The 20,158-nt window shown below is 64.5% G+C and carries 30 protein-coding genes and 1 riboswitch; of the genes, 21 read left to right on the forward strand and 9 right to left on the reverse strand.

Going from position 1 to position 20,158, the window contains the following annotated elements:
* Positions 1-46: 46 nt before the first annotated feature.
* The 7 genes from minD (at position 47) to NLY36_RS27490 (ending at position 5,906) form a co-directional block, all read left to right on the forward strand.
* Positions 47-862, forward strand: a complete 816-nt coding sequence (minD, locus tag NLY36_RS27460; RefSeq protein WP_023670342.1) for a septum site-determining protein MinD — start codon at positions 47-49, stop codon at positions 860-862.
* Positions 859-1,131, forward strand: coding sequence for a cell division topological specificity factor MinE (gene minE, locus NLY36_RS27465; protein ID WP_023684809.1), 273 nt, complete (start codon positions 859-861; stop codon positions 1,129-1,131). Before minD ends, minE begins: the two co-directional genes overlap by 4 nt.
* Positions 1,132-1,401: 270 nt before the next feature.
* Positions 1,402-1,833: an ArsR/SmtB family transcription factor gene (locus tag NLY36_RS27470; RefSeq protein ID WP_023693878.1), complete on the forward strand. Its 432-nt coding sequence runs from the start codon at positions 1,402-1,404 to the stop codon at positions 1,831-1,833.
* Positions 1,830-2,366, forward strand: a complete 537-nt coding sequence (locus tag NLY36_RS27475) for an SRPBCC family protein (RefSeq protein WP_023695516.1) — start codon at positions 1,830-1,832, stop codon at positions 2,364-2,366. The genes NLY36_RS27470 and NLY36_RS27475 overlap by 4 nt, the downstream gene beginning before the upstream one ends.
* 165 nt (positions 2,367-2,531) lie before the next feature.
* Positions 2,532-3,113, forward strand: a complete 582-nt coding sequence (locus NLY36_RS27480) for a dihydrofolate reductase family protein (RefSeq protein WP_023735469.1) — start codon at positions 2,532-2,534, stop codon at positions 3,111-3,113.
* Positions 3,114-3,711: 598 nt separating this feature from the next.
* Positions 3,712-4,593: an EamA family transporter gene (locus NLY36_RS27485; RefSeq protein ID WP_023735468.1), complete on the forward strand. Its 882-nt coding sequence runs from the start codon at positions 3,712-3,714 to the stop codon at positions 4,591-4,593.
* 110 nt (positions 4,594-4,703) lie between these two features.
* Positions 4,704-5,906 (forward strand): hypothetical protein, encoded by a 1,203-nt coding sequence (locus tag NLY36_RS27490; RefSeq protein ID WP_031249103.1) that lies wholly within the window; start codon positions 4,704-4,706, stop codon positions 5,904-5,906.
* A gap of 191 nt (positions 5,907-6,097) precedes the next feature.
* On the opposite strand, the gene NLY36_RS27495 is transcribed toward NLY36_RS27490, so the two are convergent.
* From NLY36_RS27495 to dinB, 3 genes are all read right to left on the reverse strand, one after another.
* Positions 6,098-6,196, reverse strand: coding sequence for a hypothetical protein (locus NLY36_RS27495; RefSeq protein ID WP_023684816.1), 99 nt, complete (start codon positions 6,194-6,196; stop codon positions 6,098-6,100).
* 59 nt (positions 6,197-6,255) lie between these two features.
* Entirely contained in the window at positions 6,256-6,354 is a 99-nt protein-coding gene (locus NLY36_RS27500) for a hypothetical protein (protein ID WP_023670351.1), read from the reverse strand.
* Between the two features lie 285 nt (positions 6,355-6,639).
* Entirely contained in the window at positions 6,640-7,881 is a 1,242-nt protein-coding gene (gene dinB, locus NLY36_RS27505) for a DNA polymerase IV (RefSeq protein WP_023735466.1), read from the reverse strand.
* A 233-nt stretch (positions 7,882-8,114) separates the two neighbouring features.
* Between dinB and NLY36_RS27510 the strand changes: the two genes are divergently transcribed.
* The 3 genes from NLY36_RS27510 to NLY36_RS27520 all read left to right on the forward strand — a co-directional run bounded on the left by NLY36_RS27510 (position 8,115) and on the right by NLY36_RS27520 (position 9,400).
* On the forward strand, positions 8,115-8,351 hold the full coding sequence (locus NLY36_RS27510; RefSeq protein ID WP_023670353.1) for a hypothetical protein: 237 nt from the start codon (positions 8,115-8,117) through the stop codon (positions 8,349-8,351).
* Between the two features lie 153 nt (positions 8,352-8,504).
* A complete protein-coding gene (locus NLY36_RS27515; protein WP_023695509.1) occupies positions 8,505-8,912 on the forward strand; it encodes a heme-copper oxidase family protein in 408 nt (135 codons plus the stop codon).
* 266 nt (positions 8,913-9,178) lie between these two features.
* A complete protein-coding gene (locus tag NLY36_RS27520; protein WP_023693867.1) occupies positions 9,179-9,400 on the forward strand; it encodes a hypothetical protein in 222 nt (73 codons plus the stop codon).
* 20 nt (positions 9,401-9,420) lie between these two features.
* Here the strand turns inward: NLY36_RS27520 and NLY36_RS27525 are convergent, their stop codons facing one another.
* The gene (locus NLY36_RS27525; RefSeq protein ID WP_023702926.1) at positions 9,421-9,651 is read right to left on the reverse strand and encodes a hypothetical protein; all 231 of its coding nucleotides are present in this window, start codon (positions 9,649-9,651) and stop codon (positions 9,421-9,423) included.
* A 140-nt stretch (positions 9,652-9,791) separates the two neighbouring features.
* Complete coding sequence (locus tag NLY36_RS27530; protein ID WP_023730341.1) at positions 9,792-10,118, reverse strand: hypothetical protein; 327 nt, start codon at positions 10,116-10,118, stop codon at positions 9,792-9,794.
* 161 nt (positions 10,119-10,279) lie between these two features.
* Between NLY36_RS27530 and NLY36_RS27535 the strand changes: the two genes are divergently transcribed.
* From NLY36_RS27535 to NLY36_RS27550, 4 genes are all read left to right on the forward strand, one after another.
* Positions 10,280-10,582, forward strand: a complete 303-nt coding sequence (locus NLY36_RS27535) for a hypothetical protein (protein WP_023689013.1) — start codon at positions 10,280-10,282, stop codon at positions 10,580-10,582.
* Between the two features lie 342 nt (positions 10,583-10,924).
* Positions 10,925-11,254, forward strand: coding sequence for a DUF1236 domain-containing protein (locus NLY36_RS27540; RefSeq protein WP_023670359.1), 330 nt, complete (start codon positions 10,925-10,927; stop codon positions 11,252-11,254).
* Between the two features lie 98 nt (positions 11,255-11,352).
* On the forward strand, positions 11,353-11,568 hold the full coding sequence (locus NLY36_RS27545; RefSeq protein ID WP_023670360.1) for a hypothetical protein: 216 nt from the start codon (positions 11,353-11,355) through the stop codon (positions 11,566-11,568).
* Positions 11,569-11,660: 92 nt separating this feature from the next.
* Positions 11,661-11,900 carry a DUF2934 domain-containing protein gene (locus tag NLY36_RS27550; protein WP_023684825.1) on the forward strand — a complete coding sequence of 80 codons (240 nt, stop codon included), beginning with the start codon at positions 11,661-11,663 and terminating at the stop codon, positions 11,898-11,900.
* Between the two features lie 156 nt (positions 11,901-12,056).
* Here the strand turns inward: NLY36_RS27550 and NLY36_RS27555 are convergent, their stop codons facing one another.
* Both NLY36_RS27555 and NLY36_RS27560 read right to left on the reverse strand, forming a co-directional pair.
* On the reverse strand, positions 12,057-12,308 hold the full coding sequence (locus NLY36_RS27555; protein WP_023735464.1) for a hypothetical protein: 252 nt from the start codon (positions 12,306-12,308) through the stop codon (positions 12,057-12,059).
* Between the two features lie 265 nt (positions 12,309-12,573).
* Positions 12,574-12,921, reverse strand: coding sequence for a GSU2403 family nucleotidyltransferase fold protein (locus NLY36_RS27560; RefSeq protein WP_023735463.1), 348 nt, complete (start codon positions 12,919-12,921; stop codon positions 12,574-12,576).
* Positions 12,922-13,173: 252 nt separating this feature from the next.
* A riboswitch (TPP riboswitch) is annotated at positions 13,174-13,286 on the forward strand.
* Between NLY36_RS27560 and NLY36_RS27565 the strand changes: the two genes are divergently transcribed.
* The 4 genes from NLY36_RS27565 (at position 13,277) to NLY36_RS27580 (ending at position 16,766) form a co-directional block, all read left to right on the forward strand.
* Positions 13,277-13,885: a YkoF family thiamine/hydroxymethylpyrimidine-binding protein gene (locus NLY36_RS27565; RefSeq protein ID WP_023670364.1), complete on the forward strand. Its 609-nt coding sequence runs from the start codon at positions 13,277-13,279 to the stop codon at positions 13,883-13,885. Its footprint overlaps the riboswitch before it by 10 nt.
* A 255-nt stretch (positions 13,886-14,140) precedes the next feature.
* Positions 14,141-14,983, forward strand: coding sequence for an ABC transporter permease (locus NLY36_RS27570; protein ID WP_023735462.1), 843 nt, complete (start codon positions 14,141-14,143; stop codon positions 14,981-14,983).
* Complete coding sequence (locus tag NLY36_RS27575; protein WP_023689010.1) at positions 14,980-15,762, forward strand: ABC transporter ATP-binding protein; 783 nt, start codon at positions 14,980-14,982, stop codon at positions 15,760-15,762. Before NLY36_RS27570 ends, NLY36_RS27575 begins: the two co-directional genes overlap by 4 nt.
* Positions 15,759-16,766 (forward strand): ABC transporter substrate-binding protein, encoded by a 1,008-nt coding sequence (locus NLY36_RS27580; protein ID WP_023735461.1) that lies wholly within the window; start codon positions 15,759-15,761, stop codon positions 16,764-16,766. Before NLY36_RS27575 ends, NLY36_RS27580 begins: the two co-directional genes overlap by 4 nt.
* A gap of 172 nt (positions 16,767-16,938) precedes the next feature.
* Here the strand turns inward: NLY36_RS27580 and NLY36_RS27585 are convergent, their stop codons facing one another.
* Positions 16,939-17,601, reverse strand: a complete 663-nt coding sequence (locus NLY36_RS27585; protein WP_023727016.1) for a LexA family transcriptional regulator — start codon at positions 17,599-17,601, stop codon at positions 16,939-16,941.
* 80 nt (positions 17,602-17,681) lie between these two features.
* Between NLY36_RS27585 and NLY36_RS27590 the strand changes: the two genes are divergently transcribed.
* The 3 genes from NLY36_RS27590 to NLY36_RS27600 all read left to right on the forward strand — a co-directional run bounded on the left by NLY36_RS27590 (position 17,682) and on the right by NLY36_RS27600 (position 19,762).
* A complete protein-coding gene (locus NLY36_RS27590; protein ID WP_023693857.1) occupies positions 17,682-18,056 on the forward strand; it encodes a hypothetical protein in 375 nt (124 codons plus the stop codon).
* Between the two features lie 86 nt (positions 18,057-18,142).
* The gene (locus NLY36_RS27595) at positions 18,143-18,835 is read left to right on the forward strand and encodes a GcrA cell cycle regulator (RefSeq protein ID WP_023735460.1); all 693 of its coding nucleotides are present in this window, start codon (positions 18,143-18,145) and stop codon (positions 18,833-18,835) included.
* A gap of 327 nt (positions 18,836-19,162) precedes the next feature.
* Positions 19,163-19,762 carry a DUF6456 domain-containing protein gene (locus NLY36_RS27600; protein WP_023735459.1) on the forward strand — a complete coding sequence of 200 codons (600 nt, stop codon included), beginning with the start codon at positions 19,163-19,165 and terminating at the stop codon, positions 19,760-19,762.
* A 66-nt stretch (positions 19,763-19,828) separates the two neighbouring features.
* Here the strand turns inward: NLY36_RS27600 and NLY36_RS27605 are convergent, their stop codons facing one another.
* Positions 19,829-20,137: a hypothetical protein gene (locus tag NLY36_RS27605; RefSeq protein WP_023735458.1), complete on the reverse strand. Its 309-nt coding sequence runs from the start codon at positions 20,135-20,137 to the stop codon at positions 19,829-19,831.
* Positions 20,138-20,158: the final 21 nt, after the last annotated feature.

The following is a 20,158-nucleotide window of genomic DNA, read 5'->3' on the forward strand; positions in this document are numbered from 1 at the left end:
GTCTCGCCCGACAACGACATAACGAACAACAACGGAGGCTTTATTGATGGGCAAGGTAGTGGTGGTCACCTCGGGCAAGGGGGGCGTCGGCAAGACGACCTCTACCGCGGCTCTGGGGGCGGCGGTCGCCAAGACCGGCAAGAAGGTGGCGCTGGTGGATTTCGATGTCGGCCTGCGCAACCTCGATTTGATCATGGGCGCCGAACGCCGCGTGGTGTTCGACCTCGTCAACGTCATCCAGGGCTCGGCAAAGCTGTCGCAGGCGCTGATCCGCGACAAGCGGGTCGAGACGCTGTTCCTGCTGCCGGCCTCGCAGACGCGCGACAAGGATGCGCTGACCGAGGAGGGCGTCGCCGAGGTCATCGGCAAGCTGCGCTCGGTGTTCGACTACGTCTTCTGCGACAGCCCGGCCGGCATCGAGCGCGGCGCGCAGCTCGCCATGCGCTTTGCCGACGAGGCGGTCATCGTCACCAATCCGGAAGTGTCGTCGGTGCGCGATTCCGACCGCATCATCGGCCTGCTCGATTCCCGCACCTTGCGGGCCGAGGAGGGCGAGCAGATCGCCAAGCATGTGCTGGTCACGCGCTATGATGCGGGACGCGCCGCGCGGGGCGAAATGCTGTCGATCGACGATGTGCTGGAGATCCTGTCGGTGCCGCTGCTCGGCATTATCCCCGAGAGCCAGGATGTGCTGCGCGCCTCCAACCTCGGTTCGCCGGTGACGCTGTCGGAGCCGCTGAACGCCGCTGCCAAGGCTTACATCGACGCGGCCAAGCGCCTCGAGGGCGAACAGCTGCCGGTCATCGTGCCCTTCGAACGCAAGGGCTTCCTCGATCGTCTTTTGGGAAGGAGGGCGGCATGAACCTGCTCGACATCTTCAAGCGGCGCACCAGCGCGCCGGTGGCGCGCGAACGGCTGCAAGTGCTTCTCGCCTATGAGCGCCGCAACCGCAGCCAGCCCGATCTCGTCTCCATCCTGCGCGAGGAGATCATGGCGGTGATCGCCAAGCATGTGCAGATCGACCAGGATTATCTGCAAGTTTCGATGGACCGCGGCGAGACCATGTCGACGCTGGAGATCGACATCCAGATCCCCAACAAGAGCGCGGTGCCGCTGGCGATGGCGGGGTGAGGGCACTTTACCCTCCCCCTTGTGGGGAGGGTCGATCCGCAAAGCGGATCGGGGTGGGGGTCTGCGCGGACCTCCGCCATCTTGGGTTCCTCTCCCAGACTTTCGTGAGGGAAGAGGAAATCCACATCCCCCACGGTCAGCGCTAGTACCCCCGCCCGGACCTACGGTCCGACCTCCCCACAAGGGGGAGGTAGGGGGCCAGCGCCTCTCCCCAAAAAACATTCAACCAACTAGTTGACTATCTAAAATCTCGCCTCTATATTCAACTACATGGTTGAATTAGAGGCGCCCCAGATGGACCAGGTTTTTCACGCCCTCGGCGACGCCACGCGCCGGAACATGCTTAACCACCTCGCCGGCGGCGAGCGTACGGTGAGCGAGTTGGCTCAACCCTTTGCCATGTCGCTGGCCGCCGCCTCCAAGCACATCAAGGCGCTGGAGCATGCCGGGCTGATCCGGCGCGAAGTGCGCGGGCGCACCCATGTCTGCCGCCTCGAGGCCCGCCCGCTGGCCACCGCCTATCAGTGGCTCGGCCAATACGCGCGTTTCTGGAACAGCCGCCTCGATGTCCTCGAACAGCTTTTGCGCGAGGAGGCGGGGCGCAAAACGTCGACAACGCCGTCAACGCCGGCACCGGCAAATCCAGAACCATCGAAGCCGGAATCACCCAGGCCAACACCTTCCAAGGGAGACGACCGATGAACCAGATGAACAGCTTCGACGGCTACGCCCAGCTGATCCAGCCGGCCACGTTGAGGGTCGAACGGCTTTTGCCCGGAACCAGGGAGCGCGTCTGGGAATATCTGACGCAGAGCGATCTGCGCCGCAAATGGCTGGCGGCCGGCGACATGGAGATGGAGGAAGGCTCTTCCTTCGAGCTGGTCTGGCGCAATGACGAACTGACCGACCCGCCCGGCGACAGGCCGGCCAGCTTCAGTGGCGGCGAGCAGCGGATGCACAACCAGATCGTCGAGTGCGATCCGCCGCGCAAGCTCACCATCACCTGGAACGGCAGCGGCAATGTCACCTTCGAATTGGCGCAGCGCGGCGACGACGTCCTGCTCACCCTGGTCCACCGCCGCCTGCCGGACCGCTCGAGCCTGATGATGCATGCCGCCGGCTGGCACGTGCATCTCGACCTCCTGGTTGCCCGCGTGGCGGCCGAGAAGCCCGAACCGTTCTGGGACAGCTTTAGCCGTATCGTGGCGGAATACGACCGGCGCCTGCCGGCCTGACCTGACCTAACGCATCGCCCGGTCCAACCGGGCACCATCGATCCCTTGCGCCGGATGCCGGCGCAAGGGCCGGCGAAACACGCGCCTTCGCCAGACACCGCGGCGCGTCATCGGAAGTGAAACCAGGCAACGTGCTTGCATCCCGCAAGCCCGAAGGAGGAAGTCATGCGTAAATTGATCACCGGAATGAAGATCTCCATCGACGGCAAGATGGAAGGCCCCGAAGGCTTCGCCGACTGGGTCGACAACTGGTCGGAGGAATACGGCCTGATGCCCGGGATCGACGCCTGCCTGCTCGGCGGCGTCATGTATGCCGGCTATGAGCGCTACTGGAGCGCGATCCAACAGAACGAGCCGGACCAGCCATTGCCAATGACCGGCAGGCTGGTCGACCCGGCCGAACTCGAATGGGCGCGCTTTGCCGCCAAGACACCGCACTATGTGCTGTCGAACACCATGACTTCGGCCGCCTGGGCATCGACGCGCTTCCTGCGCAGCCTCGACGACATCGCCGCGCTGAAGCGCGAGCCCGGCAAGAACATCTACCTCATGGGCGGCGCGAGCATCACCGCCAGCCTGATCGGGGCGGGGCTAGTGGATGAAATGCGGCTCATCGTCTACCCGCTGCTCGCCGGCGACGGCAAGGCGCTGTTCGGCACGGTGCACGCCCGGCACGGACTGGAGCTGCGCAAGGCCGAGGCGCTGTCGGATGGACGTGTGAGCCTGGTGTATGGGCTGGCGAGCTAGCTTCTTTTCCTCTCCCCCGAGGAAGGGCGCAAGCTTATGCGAGCTGGCATTTTCCTCTCCCTCCGGAGGGGGGAGGGGTGGCGCCGCGAAGCCGCGACGGAGTGGGGGAAGGCGCTCATGAAACCCACGGTCGCCGCAAGACAGGAGCGACGGAAGCGAGGCGAAACGCCTGCAGGCAGGCAATCAGGCGGATGAACGGTCGACCCCCACTTCGTCGAGCTTCGCTCGACACCTCTCCCCCGATCGACGGGGGAGAGGAAGGGCGCGAGCTTATGCGAGCTGGCATTTTCCTCTCCCTCCGGAGGGGGGAGAGGTGGCGCCGCGAAGCGGCGACGGAGTGGGGGAAGGCGCTCATGAAACCCACGGTCGCCGCCTCCGGCAAGCAGGCAATCGGGCGGATGTGATGGACGGTCGACCCCACTCTGTCGAGCTTTGCTCGACACCTCTCCCCCGATCGACGGGGGAGAGGAAGGGCGTCGGCGTTCGCCTCCCACCCTTGCCCTATCAACAGCCCGCTCGTGCCACACGACAGCCAGGCCCTTTATCCCTATCTCCGGCCTGCGCTACGGCCTGCTGGTCGCGCGGGGAGGGACTGGAATTGACGTCGACGCCGATTGCCTCAGCTGAAGCGAAGGCCTTGCCGATCGGCGCGTTGCTTGGCGCCATGGTGTCGATCCAGATCGGTGCCACCTTCGCCAAGGGCCTGTTTCCGCTGATCGGCGCCAATGGCACCACGGCGCTGCGGCTGGTCGTGGGCGCGCTGATGCTGGCGGCGGTGCTGAGGCCGTGGCGGGTGCGGCCGTCGCGCGCCGTGCTGCCCTGGCTCATCGCCTACGGCGTCAACCTCGCGGCGCTGAACCTTTTGTTTTACGCAGCGCTCGCCAGAATCCCGCTCGGCGTCGCGGTGGCGCTCGAATTCTCCGGCCCGCTGCTTGTGGCGACGCTGTCGTCGCGGCGCGCCACCGACTTCGTCTGGGTGGTCCTGGCCGTTTCCGGCATATTGCTGTTGTCGCCCTTCATCCACTCCGGCAGTGCACTCGACCCGCTCGGCGTGATGCTGGCGCTGGCAGCCGGCTGCTGCTGGGCGCTCTACATCGTCTTTGCGCAAAAGGCGGGCGCCGAGCTCGGCAGCCAGACCACGGCTTACGGGCTGGTCATAGCCGCTGCCGTCGCCCTGCCGTTCGGCCTCGCCGAGGCGGGTACCGGCCTGATCGCACCCGCGATCCTGGTCAGCGCGCTGCTGGTCGGGCTGTTCTCCAGCGCCTTGCCGTTCTGGCTGGAGATGGTGGCGCTGACCCGGATGCCGGCCAGGCTCTACGGCACGCTGACTTGTCTGGAGCCGGCGCTGGGCGCGCTGGCCGGCTTCCTGTTCCTGCACGAGATCCTGAGCCCGTTGCAATGCGCGGGCATCGCCGCCGTGGTCGTCGCCGCCTTCGGAGCCGCGCTGACCACCAGGCCGCCGGTGCCGTCGCCGGAATAGGTGCCTGAAATGGGTATGTGACGCCGATGCCGTGGTCCGCCGGTCCCGTGTCCGGTTGCTCAAGCGCCTGCAGCATCGATATATGATCGATGCATGCGCAGGAGATCCAGATGCCGACAGCATTGCTTGAGCCGTCCGTGATCAAGGCAATACTCCTTGTCGGGCTCGCCGCTGTCGTTGCGGCTTTGGCCTGGCGGCTGGCGCGGTCTCGTCGCAGAGCCCGGCTTCGTGAAGATCCGGCCAACGACTACGCCGTGCGCCGCGACTGGTCGGGCAACCACGGCAAGCTCAATCATTCGTCCTTTGTCTATTTCGATGCCGATCGCGACGGCCGCTACGGGCTCGGCGACCGCCCGATGGCCGGCATCATGGTCAGACTGCATGATGGCCACGGCCGCTTCGTCGCCGCGGCGCGGAGCAATCGCGGCGGCTTTGCCAATTTCCTGGCGTCGGCGAAACGTCGGGCCGCGCCCATCCATGTGCCGGGCAGCTACCGCTTCACCGTGTCGGTTCCGCCCGGCTGGCGCTCCAGCAGCGCCAACGAGGTCCAGTCGCAGCACCTCCGGCCGCTGCCGGGCTCGCCCACCGGGCTGGCCTCGGAAGCAATGCTGCAGCCGGTCGGCCTGTTTGCGATACGCCGGCTCAGCGGCCGCGTAGCGGACGGTGCTTCGGCGAGCATCTCGGTGATGGCGAAAGGGCAAGAGGTGGCAGTGCATCCGCTAAGTGCTGGGGCTGGCTTCCGTCTCGATCTGCCCGATGACGCCGACGCGATCGAAGTCACCGGCGATGGCATGGAACGACGACTGGCCTTGTCGGCCTACCCGACCGAGCTCGGCCTGCTGTCGCCCGAGAACGCGGCTGTCGACAGCGCCGCGTCCTTGCAGGCCATCGGTTTCGACGATGTCACGACGCGCGGCCTGCGCAAGGTGCCGTCCGGTTATGCCGGGTTGACCTGGTTCAACCTGAACGCACTGGCGCGCGATCATACCGAAGGCAGCGAAGGCTACGTCAACGGCAATATCTCGGGAGACCATGTCTGCTATACGAGCAGCGGACACCCGGCCGAATTCTCGAGCGACAAACCGTTCGGGTTCCATTCCGTGATGCTGACAGCGGCATGGTTGAAGTCCGAAGGCGAAACCGCACTGGTCGAGAGCTGGCTTGGCGACCGGCTGATCGCCAGCGACACGATCGTCCTGTCGGCACTGGCGCCCGTCCACTATGCGCCGATGCTGGCGGCAGTGACGCGCGTGCGCCTCTCCACGAGCCACTATTGGCAGCTCGTGCTCGACGATCTGATGGTTGTGCGCTGAAGCGTGTCGCGATTAATCGGGGTGAAAGGGTTTATCGCGGATTGGAAGCACCGTTCGCGGTGACCTGCGAGAGCTTGCCTTTTTTGACCAGCACCGGTTTCAGATAGGTTTTCTTCATTTTCCACTCTCCACGTCGGGCACCCAAAGCCCTGTTCCCGGCCAGACGGCACGAGGCGTCGGATAATCGGCTGCTAGACTGCGACCGGCCCGGAGCCGTTACCATTGTCGGCTGTAACCTGCGAGAGCTTGCCCTTCTTGACCAGCACCGGCTTCGAATAGGTCTTCTTCATGCCGCATCTCCAGTGTCAGGCGAGGCCGCCAGATCAGGCGACAGTCCGACTCAACGACCTCACTCGATCGGGCCGGAACCCGCTCCATTGGCGAGCGCCGTAACCTGCGAAAGCTTGCCTTTTTTGACCAGAACAGGCTTCGAATAGGTTTTCTTCATAGTGAATCCTCCAAGCTTACGCGATAATGCCAGACGGATCGGCACTGTCAACCTTCGCGGCGCCGTCGTCCCGTCCCGGGTTTTCTTGGTCCCGATGCACTAACTGCAAGTCCACCTTCATCGATAAAGCGTTGTTCTTGGGCGTGCATGGCGTGGCCGGGTTGCGGTGCGAAAAATGTCCGAAACTGCGGCGGGTCTGGCCTGGTTGGTCGGCCTGCTCAAACAGAGCGGCAATGCAGCGCGGACTGGCCCAGCCTAAACATTGGCCTTGCCGTCGCGCCGCACTCACAGTTCCCTTTCCGCCAGTTCGCGGAAGGCATCGGGAACCGAGCGCCGGGCTTCCAGCGCCACGGCGCCATAGCCGACAGCCTCTCTGCCAAAGCGCTGGCGGATCTTGTCGATGGCGCGGTCGGCGCCAAAGCGCGCCAGGCCTTGCCTGCTGCCGGGTCGCTGCTTTTCATCGGCAAGCCCGAGCGGCAGCTCCAACTGCAGCTCGGCACTTTCTTCCAGCTGCGACACCGAGATCGCCAGCAGCGAGATGGTCTTCTCCCGAGGGTTGGCGGCCAGCACGCCGCGCACCAGCTCCCCGGCGATTTCGGCCAGCATCGCGGTTGCCGAAATCGGTTGCTCGAGCGTCAGCGAGCGTGTGACCGCGTGCAGATCGGCGAAACGCACGCGCACCGTCACCGTGCGCCCGGGCCGTGATTTCGCCCTGAGCCGGCTGGCGACCCCGTCTGCCAGATGCAGCAGGACGGGTCCGAAGATACGCGCCTCGGCCGGCCGTCTGCCAAGCGCCGACTGCGCGCCGGCGGAATGCGACCGCCTGTGGGTTTCGAGCTTTCGCGGGTCGCGGTTCCATGCCAGCGACGCCAGCTTTTCGCCGGCGGCGGGCCCGAGCAACCTTCGCAGCGCCCCACCATGCGTCTTTGCCAACTGGCCGATGGTCTCGATGCCGATCTCGGCCAGCCGCGCTCTGGTCGCCGGGCCGACGCCCCACATCAGCCCGACCGGCAGATCATGCAGGAAGGCAAGTTCGGTGTCCGGATCGACCACCACCAGCCCGTCGGGCTTGGCCACCTGCGAGGCGATCTTGGCCAGATGCTTGGTGCGCGCCACGCCGATCGAGATCGGCAGGCCGAGCTCTGCCCGGACGCGCCGACGCACCGTGGCGGCGATCTCGGCCGGCGACCCGAACAGATGCGTGCAGCCGGCGACGTCGGCAAAGGCTTCATCGATGGAAATCCGCTCGACCAGCGGCGTGAAATCGTCGAGCACCTTGATGGCGGCGTGGCCCAGCCGCTGATAGTCGGCGAAATGGCCGCCGACGAAGATCAGTCCGGGGCAAAGCTCGCGCGCGCGTCGTCCGGGCATGCCGCCGCGCACGCCGAAAGCCCTGGCTTCGTAGGAAGCGGCAAGCACGACGCCGCCGCCGACGGCGATCGGCTTGCCCCTGAGCGCCGGGTCGAGCAGCTGCTCGACCGAGGCGTAGAAGGCGTCGAGATCCGCATGCAGGATGGTGGGCTCCATCCCGACCGTTCCCTTTGCGGCGTTGCAGCATTAGCCGCGTCTGTTGTGAGAGGCGTTTTTGCCGAACAAATAGAGAACAAACAGGGCCTATTGTCAAGCGAAGCGGTTGTCGCCGGCCGGCCCGTTCCAGGTCGGGCTGTCGAGTGCTCCGCCTGGGCATCGGACCTGCGGAACATTGTCTCTCGCCTCGGCGTTCATATCCGCGACGGGACGCTGTTTTTGTGGAGGCAGGTATGGGCCAGTTCGAGATGATCGACCTCGTCAGCGTCATTGACGCCTGCACGAGCGATCGCGTTGCCGGGCACTGCGTGTCAATGGCCAGGGCGGTGGAGGAGTTGCGAGTGCTGACCGGTGATTTCGTATCGCCGGACGAGACGGTGGCCAACGCGCTGTCGGCAGTGGCGCTGGGGCGCGGCTGCGCGGTGGTTTTCGACGAGCGAGCGGGCGCCGACATCTTGCTGACGCCGTAGCGGGGCGGCGCCGGGTTGCGGCAACCAGAAAAGTCGAACAGCGTGCAAAAAGCTGTGCAGGCATGGCCCATAAGCGCGGCGTGGAAAATTTCTGCGCGTGGGTGTATTCTCCAGGACGCAAGCGGTCGCAGACCGCATAGGGGGAGAAATGACATGCCGAGGATTTCGGAACTCTTTTTCAAAACTGCCATCTTGTTCCTGATGTTGGGGATTGCGGCCGGCCTGCAGATGGCGATCTCGGGCGACCACGCCGCTTTTCCGGCGCACGCGCATATCAATCTGCTCGGTTGGGTGACGAGCGCCATCTTCGGCGGCTACTACGCGCTCAATCCGCAAAAGGCGGCGCGTCGCGTCGCCATGATCCACTACGGGCTCTACACTCTCGGCTTGGTGATCATGCTGCCGGCGCTGTACGTGATGCTGCAGGGAAACCCGGCGCTTGAACCGATCGTCGCCGGCGGCTCGCTCATTATCGCCGCTGCCGTTCTGGTTTTTGCTTTCGTGGTGTTTTCGCCCGAAACGGCGCGCTCGGTGTCCGGCGTGGTTCCGGCCTCTCGCTGACTGTTCGCGCGCGGCGATCAAAGTCCGACCCGCATTCGCGACCCGCGACACGGGTTGGCCAGGCCGATGGCCGCAGCCGCTGGCTGCGGTGTCTATCGCCGCGTCGGCGCTTAACATACCCGAGTCCCACCACGTATTATTTCGTGACTATTTGGCGCCGGAACCTTCCCAGATATCGCGCGTTGCGGCGACTGTATTCGCGCTGCCTTATATATAGGCAGACTTGAGTACGTCCACAGCATGGGTTGGGGGAGGAGCAGGCCACCATGTCGAAAAGAGAAATCGGAACGTCGGCCTCACTGGGCCGACGCATCGCCGATCTGAAAGCCAGGATGCGAGACGCCAGCGTTACTGAACACGAGATGCAGACCTTCCAGAAGGTCGCAGCCATCATGGGAGGTGTCGAAGGCTCCCTACGCCTCGACGCCGACGACCTGATCGCGGCGTCCTTCGTCACCGAGGCGCTCGGCGATCCCGGGTCGAATTGAAGGTCAGAGCCCGTCGGCACTCAAGTGCCGGCGGTCGATGGCCCGGTTCGCAGCGCCGCGATGCCGGAGCGTGTCTGCACCGCCCGCGGCGGGGATTTCTTGCGCACTTTGAAGATTTCAGGCGAGCGGCCTCGACGGCGCTTGAAATATTGGGCTTCGCGTTCGTGCTTCTCGGCTGCTTCTCGGCTGTCGAAGGTGCCGAGATTGTCGCCGTCCAGCCCTTGACCACAAGGGCTAAGCCAAACCGCCAAGGCGCCTTAAACGAAGGATCCGGCCAGCCGGATCCTTCGAAATATCGCGATGCTCCGGCATCGCCTTCAGCTCATACTTGGTCCAACTGGTGACGGCGTGGACGTCCCGGGAAACCTCTCGAAAGTCCGCGGTCGCTGCCTTACACGTCGTCGAACGGGCCGCCGCGCCTCGCCAGGTCGTGACCAATGGCGGCTTCCTCGGCGTCGTCGGGCAAGGCATCGTCACTGTCTTGGTAGGGGTTGTCGTCATCCTCCTCGGGCAGTTCGCCTTCCTTCTCGACACCGGTGGTGTCCGGCAGGCTTTCCTCATCTGCTCCGTCGGGCAGGACCGTTGCGCCACGCAGCGCATCCCAATCCTGCCGGCGCGGCGTCGGCGCTTCCACTTCATCATTGGCGATCCTGTCGCGGGCATCGTTTTTGCTCGGTGGCGCCTCGACCTCGTCATTGGGTTTTCTGTTTCGTTCCATGATTGCCTCCTCTGGGCGGCTTAGCGTCGAGAAGGTGGAACTCACTTCCGGCTGCCAGGTTCCAGCAACCACTCCAGCTTCAGTGGAACCAATTGCCGCCAGTCTGCTTTGCCAAGGACTAGTCTGCTTTGCCAAGGTGATGAATCCAGAGGAGCTGGACCATGAAGACTTTCCCCCTCATCCCATGCGTGCTGCTCTTGGCGCTGGTCGACCCGGCGGCCGCGCAGGACAATAGCGACCAGCACGGCCCTGCCGCGCCTTGCCAGGCGCAGCCTCAGGACGATGGTCAGAAGCCGCCGGCCGCCAATGGCGGTGGCGAATCGTCCAGCACGCTCGGTCCCTGCGGCGGCGTGCTGCAGCCGCCGCCCAGTGGTGACCAGGGTATGACGCAGCCGCCGCCGGATCAGGGCAAGACGCCGGTGATCAAGCCTGGCGAGGTGCCTGCGCAGCCGCCGAAGCAATGACCTTTGCTTGAAACTTCACGGCGTGGCACGAAGGCGGTCGGTTCCGGTCTTGGCCGGGCGCGACGCGGTCACCGGATCAATGCCGGCGCCGGCCGCGATCGCCACCGGAATTGGAGCCGTGCATCGTCCATGTCGAAGGTCTCCTGAGGGATTGTGCTTCAATGCGAATCTTGCGGGTGCGGGTTCTGCTGGCATGACCGGAAGCCGATCAATTTAGTCTCCGCTTGCGGAACAAGACCGTACCGGCTGCGTTTGCCTCCAGGAGCCCGCCACCTCGATCTGCGCTGTTTTCGCCTCATGCGGGAACACGGCGGAGCTCGCCAACAACGACAGGAGACGAAGATGAAAACCATCCTTATTCCCGCCGTCGCCGGGCTCGCCATGATCGCTGGTATCGGCATTGCCGCCGCCGACGAGGTCATCGTCACGCAGCCGGCACAGCAGCAGGTGATCATCACCCCGGAACAGCGCACGGTCGTGCACCAATACGTAAAGAAACATCCGCTTGCCTCGGTCAATCTGCTCGGCGTCGAATTGAATGTCGGCACTGCCTTGCCTGACACTGTCGAGCTGCAGGAGGTTCCCGACGTTCAGTACAGATACGCCGTCGTCGACAACCATACCGTGTTGGTCGACCCCAGCACGCGCAGGATTGTCGAGGTGGTCGAGTAACGCTCGACAACCTAACCATTCATCGGTGATACGGCCCTGTCGTTCTTCCCAAAAGGGCGGCAGGGCCGAATGACGAACATGATGAAAGGAGAATTGCCATGTTGCCGCATGTCGAGACCCCGAACTCCGCCAATGTTGCGGCGTGTTGCGACAAGTTGCTGGCCGAGCGCAACACGGCGCTGTTATCGATGAAGGAAGCGATCGCGCTCCTGCGGGAGCGCACCGGCACCGATCGTTCGGATGCCGACCTCGCCGGGCTGATCGTCAAGAAAGCGGCGCTGCTCGGCGTTGCGGTGATTTCCGACCCGCGCTGAGATGTCTCGTCACTCAAGACGCCGGTCGAATTTTCGGCTAATGTTTTCGTGGAATCTGGACCAACCGACCGGACCCAACCACGGAGGCTTAAGTGACGGACGACAAACAGGACCGCATTCGCCAGCGCGCGCACGAGATCTGGGAAAAGGCCGGCCGGCCTGAAGGCGCGCATCAGGAACACTGGGAGCAGGCCACGGCTGAAGTCGATGGCGCGGTCGCCAAGCCCAAAAAGGCGGCGAAGAAAGCTGACGCCAAGCCCGCCAAGGCAGCCGCCAAGCCAAAGGCGGCGAAGCCTGCCGCCGCAAAGTCCGGCAAAGCCAAATCGAAATAAGGCCAGAAATAAGGCCAGTCGAAATAAAGCAAGGCCGGAATTCGCTGGCCGGGGCCATCCTTGGCGCCCGCCGTTCAGGCGCGCCCGAGCCTCTCAACCTGACGAATTGCGCCTGCGACGGGCAGCGCAATTCCTTGTGTTTGGCGACAGGCGCCCTCATGCCTCCCAGGCATAACTCGACAGCGCAAAGCGAATGCCGGCAGCTGTCATGGTCAGTTCGCATTCGGTGATCTGGCGCAGGTGGCGCAGATAGCGCGTTACAGTCTGTGGCAGCCAGCCGGCGCAGGCCTCGACATAGGCGCGGCTGTGAACAAGGGTGCCGGTCGACAGCCTCTCGTCCTTCTCGGCAACGACTTTCAGATATTGGCGGATGAAGCGGATGTCGTCGGCGATGTCTTGGCTGGCCATTCGCCAAGCCCCGGCGAGGCGTTCGCACTGATCGAATGACAAGGGCAACAAAGGGGGCGGCAATAAAGGCGGCGGCAACAAAGGCGGCGGCAACGACGGGGGTGACAGCAAAGGCCGAGAGAGATCGGCGAAGGCAACATGGTTCGCTGTGCTCAAGGACATTCCTCTCTGCGAAAAGAGATATCGTACTTTATGTACGAATAAGCGTCAAGCCAATTTCGTACGGTTGGGACGATGGAAATGAATATAGCAGCGGTCGCTTCAGCTAATCCCGCATCGTGAATCCTTCAGGAGTCGCACCAATTTCGCGGAGGGATTTCCCCAGGATGGTGTGACTGTTTTCCCTCGTGGCGGCGTCGAACAGGTTCAAGCCGCCCCGGATCGTCTCGCGCCAGTTTTCGCCCTTCTCCCACGCTTCCATGAAGGCGAAGGCAAGGTCGTCCTGGCGACGCGTGGCTTCGAGCGCTTGGGTCAGCAGGCGCGCTTGATGGAGATCCTTCTCCCGCTTGGCGCCAGCGCTCGGCCCGCGTCGCGAGGCGACGATCAGCTTGTGGATGGCGTAGCGCTGGGGCGAGGGGACCAGCACAGGCAAGCCCGAGCGATGCAGGAGCACAGTCCGGATGGGGTCGCGGATAAGGAAATCCAGAAACCGTAAGGGCTGCGCGGAGTCTCTGCCGTTTTCTTATAATTACGTTTATCAGCTTGAATTTCAACGCAGTTATAAGAAGTTCGTGGATACGTTATAACGCAACGAACTGACGAGTCGTCTGTTAACGCCCGGGCGCCCGGCACGTCTGGCCCAAAACACTTTCCCGCAGTGCCTCAACAAACGGCTTCCCCAATGCCGCGAACGGTGCTTTAACCCGCCCATCCACAGGGGTGCTCCGTATCGTCGGGGCTGAGATGAGGGCGGCAAGCCTTCGGACCCTAAAGCTGATCTGGATAATACCAGCGGAGCGAGGCGGGCGATGTTTTCAGGCGCACAGATTTCCCTTTATCCCATGACCGACGATTTCGTCGGCGTCATCCTCGGCGCGCTCGGCGCGCTCGATCCCTGGCGCGACCGGCTGCGGATCGAAACCGATGACATCTCGACCCTTATGGTCGGGCCGCCCGAGGTGCTGTTTCCCGCCATGCGCGACCTGTTCGTCGCGGCGGCCAAAAGCGGCAAGCACTGCGTGCTTTCGGCGGCGGTCTCGCGCGGCTGTCCGGGCGAGCCCGACGATCCGATCTGCCGCTCCGACGAGACCGGCGGCCCCGCCATTCCGCTGGACGAGCGCAAGATCGCCGCGATCCGCGCTGTCCAGGCCACGCCGTCGACCGGCCAGCCGGTGGCGGCGCAGTTCTCGCTCTACGTTATGGGCACGGGCGACCATATGGACGAGATCTACGGCTGCATCGATTTCCTGAAACAGTCCGGCGTCTTTGAGCGCTCAAAGAACTTCTGCACCAAATTGCGTGGCGATGCCGGTGCGGTGTTTGCCACGCTCAACGAGGCCTTCTGCCGCTTCGGCCCCGGCGCCGGCCACGTCACCCTCGACATCACGATCTCGGCGAACAGCCCGAGCGCCGTCTGAGCCGCGGCTCAAGCGTCGTTCCTTGAGGATATTGCCGTGGCTGGTTTATCTGACCCATTGCGTGGAGGAGATGCCTCTGACCCCTCAGCACAGAGAGGAGGGGAGCCATTGGCGATTGGCGAAGACCGCGATGCCCACGAATCTCCCCCCTCGAGCAGGAGATGGCCGGCAGGCCAGAGGGGGTCCCAGCGCGTGGAGCGCCGACGTCCTTTTCGCATCGGCAAGGCGTGGGCGCTCTATGCGAGACGACCCCCTCTGTCGCCTTCGGCGACATCTCCCCCTCGAGGGGGGAGATTAGCCGCAGCCATCGCCAAGACCATCCCCGCCGCCTGCGCCTCCGCCCTGCTCCTCGCGGCGTGGGAGCTCTACGCCCGCTATGGTGGCGCTGCGCCCACCATGCTGCCGGCGCCGTCGCGCGTGCTGCAGCAGGCCTGGGAGCATCGCGCTGCCCTTGCCGACAACACGCTGCCCACCATCCGCGCCACATCAGCCGGCTTCGCCTGCTCGTTGGTCGCTGCCTTCGTGCTTTCGGCGGTGGTCGATTTCTTGGCCCCGCTGCGCCGCGCGCTGTTTCCGCTGCTGATTGTCAGCCAGACCTTGCCGCTGGTCGCGATTGCGCCGCTCATCGTACTGTGGTTCGGCTTCGGGCTGATGCCAAAAATCTTGCTTGTGGCGCTCGTTACCTTCTTCCCGATGATGGTGGCGCTGGTCGAGGGTTTTGCCGCGACCAGCAAGGCGATTTCGCAGATGCTCGCCACCATGGGGGCAGGGCGCTGGCGCATCTTCTGGCTGGCGCGCCTGCCTTCGGCGCTGCCCTATTTCTTCGCCGGGCTGCGCATCTCCATCACCTACGCCGTCGTCGGCGCGATCTTCGCCGAATATGCGGGGGCGGCGAAGGGGCTGGGCATCTACATGCTCAATGCCAAGAACAACTTTCGGCCCGATCTGGTGCTCGCCGCGGTCGCCGTCAGCGCCGCGCTCACGCTTGTCTTGTTCGCCATTGCGGTGCTCGTCCAGCGCTTCGCCATGCCTTGGGAGAATGCAGGGAGCGAAAGCCGCGACGGCAAGGTTGAAGCTGCAGAAGAGAACCGTCAATGACGCGGCTCGAACTCCGGGACATCAGGAAGAACTTCGGCGCGCTTGAGGTGCTCGCCGGCATTTCGCTTCATGTCGCGGCCGGCGAGTTCGTCTCCATCCTCGGCCCTTCCGGCGCCGGCAAGTCGACGCTGTTCCAGTTGCTGACCGGCGCGCTGAAAGGCGAGGGCGACATGCGCTTCGACGGCGCGCCATTGCAGGGCAGCCCCTTCGCCTTCATGCCGCAGCGCGACGCGCTGATGCCGTGGCGGCGCGTCATCGACAATGTGACGCTGGGGCTGGAAGTGCAGGGTCTTGGCCGCAAGGCGGCGCGCGAACGCGTCGCGCCGTTGTTCGCTGAGTTCGGCCTTGCCGGTTTCGAGCGCGCCTGGCCGGCCGAGCTTTCCGGCGGCATGCGCCAGCGCGCCGCCCTTTTGCGCACCGTGGTGCAGCAGCGCGACATGCTGCTGCTCGACGAGCCCTTTGGCGCGCTGGATGCACTGACCCGCGCGGGTATGCAGCGCTGGCTGGAAGGCATGTGGCAGCGCCAACGCTGGACGGCGCTGCTGATCACCCATGACGTGCGCGAAGCCGTCTACCTCTCCGATCGCATCTATCTGATGTCGGCGCGGCCGGCCCGCATCATCGGCGAGATTGCCGTGCCGCTGCCGCGCCCGCGCACCACCGGCAGCGATGCCGCGCGCCAGGCCGCCGCGCTCGAAGCCGACATCCTCGACACGCTGCTCAATCCCGGGACTGACCGGCCCTCGTTCCCGCAGACCGCTCAAAGGAGTTTTTCATGACCGAATTCACACGCCGGCAGGCTTTGCTGCTGACGCTGGCTGCCGGACTGCCGCTTGCCTCTCGCGCTCATGCGGCTACGCAAAAAATCACCGTCGCGCTCGACTGGACGGTCAACACCAACCATGTCGGCCTGTTCGTTGCCCGCGACAAAGGGTTCTACCACGAGGTCGGGCTCGATGTTGAGATCCTGCCCTATGGCGATACTGGCGGCGGCACGCTGGTCGCCAACCGCATCGCCGATTTCGGCATTGCCGGCGTCGGCCTGTTCACCCAGCGGGCTGCCGGCGCCGATCTCAAGGCGGTCTACGCCGTGGTCCAGCAGGAGACCGGCCGGTTGGTCTTCAACGCGGATCGCGGCGAGATCAAGAGTCCCAGGAATCTCGACGGTCTGACCTATGGCGGCTTCGGCAGCGCCTGGGAAAACACGCTGATCTCGACCATCATCCGCCACGATGGCGGCAAGGGCGTTTTCGAGACGGTGACATTAGGCACCTCGGCCTATGAGGCGCTGGCCAACGGCTCGGTCGACTTCACGCTGGAGGTCTCGACCTGGGAAGGCGTCGCTGCCGAGCTGAAAGGCGTCAGGCAGCGCGGCTTCCGCTACGCCGACTACGGCGTGCCCGACGAGCACACCACCTTGATCGCCTCCAGCAATGCATATCTCCAGGCAAACCCGAAGGCCGTATCGGCCTTCGTCGAGGCAACGCGGCGCGGCTACCAATTTGCCTGCGATCACCCGCAGGAAGCCGGCGATCTGCTGATCGCTTCCAACAGGGATGCGCTGACCGACCCGGCGCTGATCCACGCTTCGCTGAAAATGTTGGTCGACGGACACTTCTTGCGCAGCCAGGACGGCGTCATCGGCACCATCGCCAGGGCCAAGATCGAGGCGATCGGAACCTACCTCTTCAGGGCCGGCATATTGCTCGATGGCGATGGCAAGGTTCTGAAGGAGAAGCCGGATTTCGGGGGGTATTTCACGAACGAGTTTTTGGGCGCGTAATCTCCCCCCTCGAGGGGGAGATGTCGCCGAAGGCGACAGAGGGGGTCGGTACGTCCTGACGCGACTTCCTATCGCGGACAGAGGATGTCAGCGCCTTACGCGCGGCGACCCCCTCTGGCCTGCCGGCCATCTCCCCCTCGAGGCGGGAGATTGCGCCTCACCGCCTTCTCCCTCACATATCGATCATCGAGCGCTTCACCCGGCCGATGATGGTGATGGCGCCTTCGAGCGCCGGCGGCGGGATGTCCATGTAGGAGGCCGGCTGGAAGGGCGGGTTCTCGTTGGGGCGATAGCGCTTGTAGGTGGCCTGGCCGCTTTCGTCCGAAATGACATAGCAGCCATTGGTCACCAGCCGCTTGTCCCTGAGGTTGACGAAGATGATCGAATCCGGTGGCGAGATCTTGTTCATCGACGGGCCGTCGACGCGCAGCGCAATCCATTGGCCCTGCTCCAGATCGGTGGTGGGGATGGTCGGATAGTCGCTGAGATTGACCACCGTATCCTGGCTGCCGAGTTCGCCGGCGCTGATCCACGAGACGATGGGCACATCGACGGTGGCCAGCGACGGCATCGGGATCTGCCGGCCCGACTCGTCAAAGCCGAAATGGCCCCCCGCAAGGCTGCCGCCGTCGCCGTTGAACAAGAGCCAGCCGGGATCGACGCCGAACAAGCGGCCGTATTTCTCCGCCGCTTTGCGCGACAGCGGCCGGTTACCGTTCTCGTGACTGATCAGCGTGTTCTTGTTGATGTCGCGCAATGCCCGCGCCGCGTCGCTCGGCGAGGCATAACCCGCCTCCGCCCGTGCCTGCTGCAATCTGTGCCTCGGTTCCTGCATCGTACAAATTGCCTGAAATTTATCGTCCAATATGTACGATTTCGCTTGCGTACGTTTCGTACATATCGTACGCTTAGCGCATGATCGAACAAACCGCAAGCGTTTCCGCAGACATCGTCAGCTTTCTCCCATCGTCCGGGCTGTCCTCCTCCCCGGTCCGGACGCAAACCGGGGCTCTTGCCCCGGATCCGGTCGAACCGTCGTCCCCCCGATCGACCGGAACGGCCGGAGCCGCTCCTCTCCCGGCTCCGGCCACCTCTTCAGCCCATGGCGCCGCCGGTGCGCCAAGGGCTGTCTCCGGCGGGCAGGGTATTTCCTGCATCCGCACGGAAGATGGCACCGTCATCCTGTTCGACCGGCTGACGGGCAGGGCGGTTTCCGCCCTCACCAAAGCGGCCGCCGAAGCCGCCTTGCGGCATCTCGCCGGCTCGCTGCCGGCCGCCAGTATCGGCTGACCGCACCGACCATCCGCTCTGATTTTTTCCCGTGGGCCCTCGGGGCCGGCGCTCGGCCTTTGCGCGCGCAATCAATGGATACCGACATGACTGCCTATACCGACACCGAATTGCAGGAGATCGCCGTCTGGCTGAGGGATGGCCTGTCGGCCACAGGGATCGCCGTGCGCTTCACGGCGCTGCGCGGCAGTCCGGTCTCGCGCAATGCCATCATCGGCATCGTCCACCGCAACAGCGCGTTGAAGACCATCGGCTTCGCCAACCCCAGAGGCGGCAGGTCCGGCGGCCGACCGAGGAAGAATGCGACGGGGAAGACTGCGGCAAACGAGAATACCGCCAAGAGGAATCCGCCGGCGCAGCCAAGCAAGCCCGTAACGGAAGTAGGAGTTTCGAAGCAGGCCGCGCCGGTCAAACCGGCCGCCAAACCGACCCGTCAGCCATCGGCCAGGCCTCTGTTGCCAGCCCGTCCGGCGCCCTCGATCCCGGGCGAAGGACGGCTGGTGGTGGACGGCGAAATCTACCGCTTCAATGTGCCGGCGCCGCTCCCTGCCTCGCTCGGGCGTCAGCCGCATGTCGCCGCCATGCGCTTCATCGACTGCCTGTTCGACCGCTGCCGCGCGCCGCTCGACCTGACGCTGGAGGAAGACCCCGACAAAGACCCTCCCGGCAGCCGGCCGGGATTGGAGATGCTGTGCTGCGGCCTGCGCACAAGGGCGCTGAAAAGCTACTGCGAATACCACCAGGCGCGCTTCCACCGGCCTGTGGCGGAGGTGGTGTGAGCGGCTGGGCTCCGTTCCTCGCCTTCGGACGACCCCACCAATGATCGAAAGCCGGCGGGACAGCGCCCCCCTCTGTCCTGCCGGACGTTCGTCGCTCGGAAAGCCAAGCAATTGGCTTTCCGTCCGCTTCGCGGACCACTCCTCAACCCCCACGAGGGGGGCGATCGGATATCGCCGCCGATTTCGCCAATTGCCAACGTTGCAGAGGCGCAGCCGCCGACACTGCCAATCTCCCCCCTCGTGGGGGAGATGCCCGGCAGGGAAGAGGGGGGCGCGAAGGAACGCCAACCTTCCGGCTCAACAACCCAATCCCACAAGGATCCCCCGATGAGCAAAAAAACCGCGCAGAAAGCCAAACCGCCGAAATTGCCTGCGGGCGAAGCCGAGCAGGTGCGCATCCGCCGCGAGATCGGCCATGATTTCGCGCTGAAGGACGATCGCTTCGGCCGCAAGCGGCTGAGCGTCGGCACCGAAGAGGCGCGGCGCGTCTACGAGGTCTCCAATGACGGCTACACCGCGACCGGCGGCATCGTGCGGGTGCGCAATGTCGATCCGCTGGTCGGCATCACCTCACTGACCCGCCAGCAGCGTGAGGCCGGCCAGCGGTTTCGCGACGATTTCGAGCGCGCCTCGCGTGACGGGCTGCGGCCGATGCCGTGGGAAGAGCGCATTGACGGCGGCCGCATCAATGGCGGCATCCCCGACCGCGTGCTCAACGCCGGCCGCGCTCATGCTCACGCCGTCGCCGCCCTGGCCCACTGGGAAGTGGCGGAAGTGGTCCGCCAGATCTGTCTCGAAGGCCAGTCGGTGAAGGCGCTCGCCGAACGCACCGGCGAGGGACGAGATGTGGTGGTGAAGCTGTTGAAGGTCGGGCTCGACCTTTTGGCCGTGGATTACGGGATGATACTGATGCGGAAGCCGCGATAAGGCCGGCAGCCACGCAGGAAGTGGCCGGCCGGCAGATGCCGGCCGAACCGGTTTCACCCTATCGGATCACCGTTCGCAAACGCGAATTTCCTCGACGATCCTGTGATGATGGCGCCAATGCTTGACCAACTCTATGCGGCAATGGCGATGGTGCCTGTGATACCTGTGGTACCTGAAGCCGTTATCGTAGGCATCATACTGGTAGTAGGGGCGAGGAGCGTAGCGATCGTAATAGTCGCCATAGCTGTCATTGTAGTCATCGTCATAGTTGCCGTTGCCGATGCCGATCACGACGCGCCCGCCGGCATTCGCCGGGGCGATCATCGCCGCCGCCGCAGTGATAGCGATAGCCGAAGCAAGCAGGAGCTTTCTCATAGCTGCCTCCTATTCAAGGTT

Source organism: Mesorhizobium sp. C399B, assembly GCF_030323185.1.
In the GTDB taxonomy this organism is placed as follows: domain Bacteria; phylum Pseudomonadota; class Alphaproteobacteria; order Rhizobiales; family Rhizobiaceae; genus Mesorhizobium.

What these genes read in the sequence shown, in the direction of transcription:
- NLY36_RS27480 (WP_023735469.1), top strand. Translation starts at nt 2,532, where the DNA reads ATGCGTAAATTGATCACCGGAATGAAGATCTCCATCGACGGCAAGATG.
- NLY36_RS27510 (WP_023670353.1), top strand. Translation starts at nt 8,115, where the DNA reads ATGGGCCAGTTCGAGATGATCGACCTCGTCAGCGTCATTGACGCCTGC.
- NLY36_RS27470 (WP_023693878.1), top strand. Translation starts at nt 1,402, where the DNA reads ATGGTTGAATTAGAGGCGCCCCAGATGGACCAGGTTTTTCACGCCCTC.
- NLY36_RS27555 (WP_023735464.1), bottom strand. Translation starts at nt 12,308, where the DNA reads ATGGCCAGCCAAGACATCGCCGACGACATCCGCTTCATCCGCCAATAT.
- NLY36_RS27590 (WP_023693857.1), top strand. Translation starts at nt 17,682, where the DNA reads ATGATCGAACAAACCGCAAGCGTTTCCGCAGACATCGTCAGCTTTCTC.
- NLY36_RS27540 (WP_023670359.1), top strand. Translation starts at nt 10,925, where the DNA reads ATGAAAACCATCCTTATTCCCGCCGTCGCCGGGCTCGCCATGATCGCT.
- NLY36_RS27475 (WP_023695516.1), top strand. Translation starts at nt 1,830, where the DNA reads ATGAACCAGATGAACAGCTTCGACGGCTACGCCCAGCTGATCCAGCCG.
- NLY36_RS27565 (WP_023670364.1), top strand. Translation starts at nt 13,277, where the DNA reads ATGTTTTCAGGCGCACAGATTTCCCTTTATCCCATGACCGACGATTTC.
- NLY36_RS27515 (WP_023695509.1), top strand. Translation starts at nt 8,505, where the DNA reads ATGCCGAGGATTTCGGAACTCTTTTTCAAAACTGCCATCTTGTTCCTG.
- NLY36_RS27600 (WP_023735459.1), top strand. Translation starts at nt 19,163, where the DNA reads ATGAGCAAAAAAACCGCGCAGAAAGCCAAACCGCCGAAATTGCCTGCG.
- NLY36_RS27575 (WP_023689010.1), top strand. Translation starts at nt 14,980, where the DNA reads ATGACGCGGCTCGAACTCCGGGACATCAGGAAGAACTTCGGCGCGCTT.
- NLY36_RS27605 (WP_023735458.1), bottom strand. Translation starts at nt 20,137, where the DNA reads ATGAGAAAGCTCCTGCTTGCTTCGGCTATCGCTATCACTGCGGCGGCG.
- NLY36_RS27580 (WP_023735461.1), top strand. Translation starts at nt 15,759, where the DNA reads ATGACCGAATTCACACGCCGGCAGGCTTTGCTGCTGACGCTGGCTGCC.
- NLY36_RS27585 (WP_023727016.1), bottom strand. Translation starts at nt 17,601, where the DNA reads ATGCAGGAACCGAGGCACAGATTGCAGCAGGCACGGGCGGAGGCGGGT.
- NLY36_RS27595 (WP_023735460.1), top strand. Translation starts at nt 18,143, where the DNA reads ATGACTGCCTATACCGACACCGAATTGCAGGAGATCGCCGTCTGGCTG.
- NLY36_RS27530 (WP_023730341.1), bottom strand. Translation starts at nt 10,118, where the DNA reads ATGGAACGAAACAGAAAACCCAATGACGAGGTCGAGGCGCCACCGAGC.
- NLY36_RS27520 (WP_023693867.1), top strand. Translation starts at nt 9,179, where the DNA reads ATGTCGAAAAGAGAAATCGGAACGTCGGCCTCACTGGGCCGACGCATC.
- minD (WP_023670342.1), top strand. Translation starts at nt 47, where the DNA reads ATGGGCAAGGTAGTGGTGGTCACCTCGGGCAAGGGGGGCGTCGGCAAG.
- NLY36_RS27535 (WP_023689013.1), top strand. Translation starts at nt 10,280, where the DNA reads ATGAAGACTTTCCCCCTCATCCCATGCGTGCTGCTCTTGGCGCTGGTC.
- dinB (WP_023735466.1), bottom strand. Translation starts at nt 7,881, where the DNA reads ATGGAGCCCACCATCCTGCATGCGGATCTCGACGCCTTCTACGCCTCG.
- NLY36_RS27500 (WP_023670351.1), bottom strand. Translation starts at nt 6,354, where the DNA reads ATGAAGAAAACCTATTCGAAGCCTGTTCTGGTCAAAAAAGGCAAGCTT.
- NLY36_RS27545 (WP_023670360.1), top strand. Translation starts at nt 11,353, where the DNA reads ATGTTGCCGCATGTCGAGACCCCGAACTCCGCCAATGTTGCGGCGTGT.
- NLY36_RS27495 (WP_023684816.1), bottom strand. Translation starts at nt 6,196, where the DNA reads ATGAAGAAGACCTATTCGAAGCCGGTGCTGGTCAAGAAGGGCAAGCTC.
- NLY36_RS27490 (WP_031249103.1), top strand. Translation starts at nt 4,704, where the DNA reads ATGCCGACAGCATTGCTTGAGCCGTCCGTGATCAAGGCAATACTCCTT.
- minE (WP_023684809.1), top strand. Translation starts at nt 859, where the DNA reads ATGAACCTGCTCGACATCTTCAAGCGGCGCACCAGCGCGCCGGTGGCG.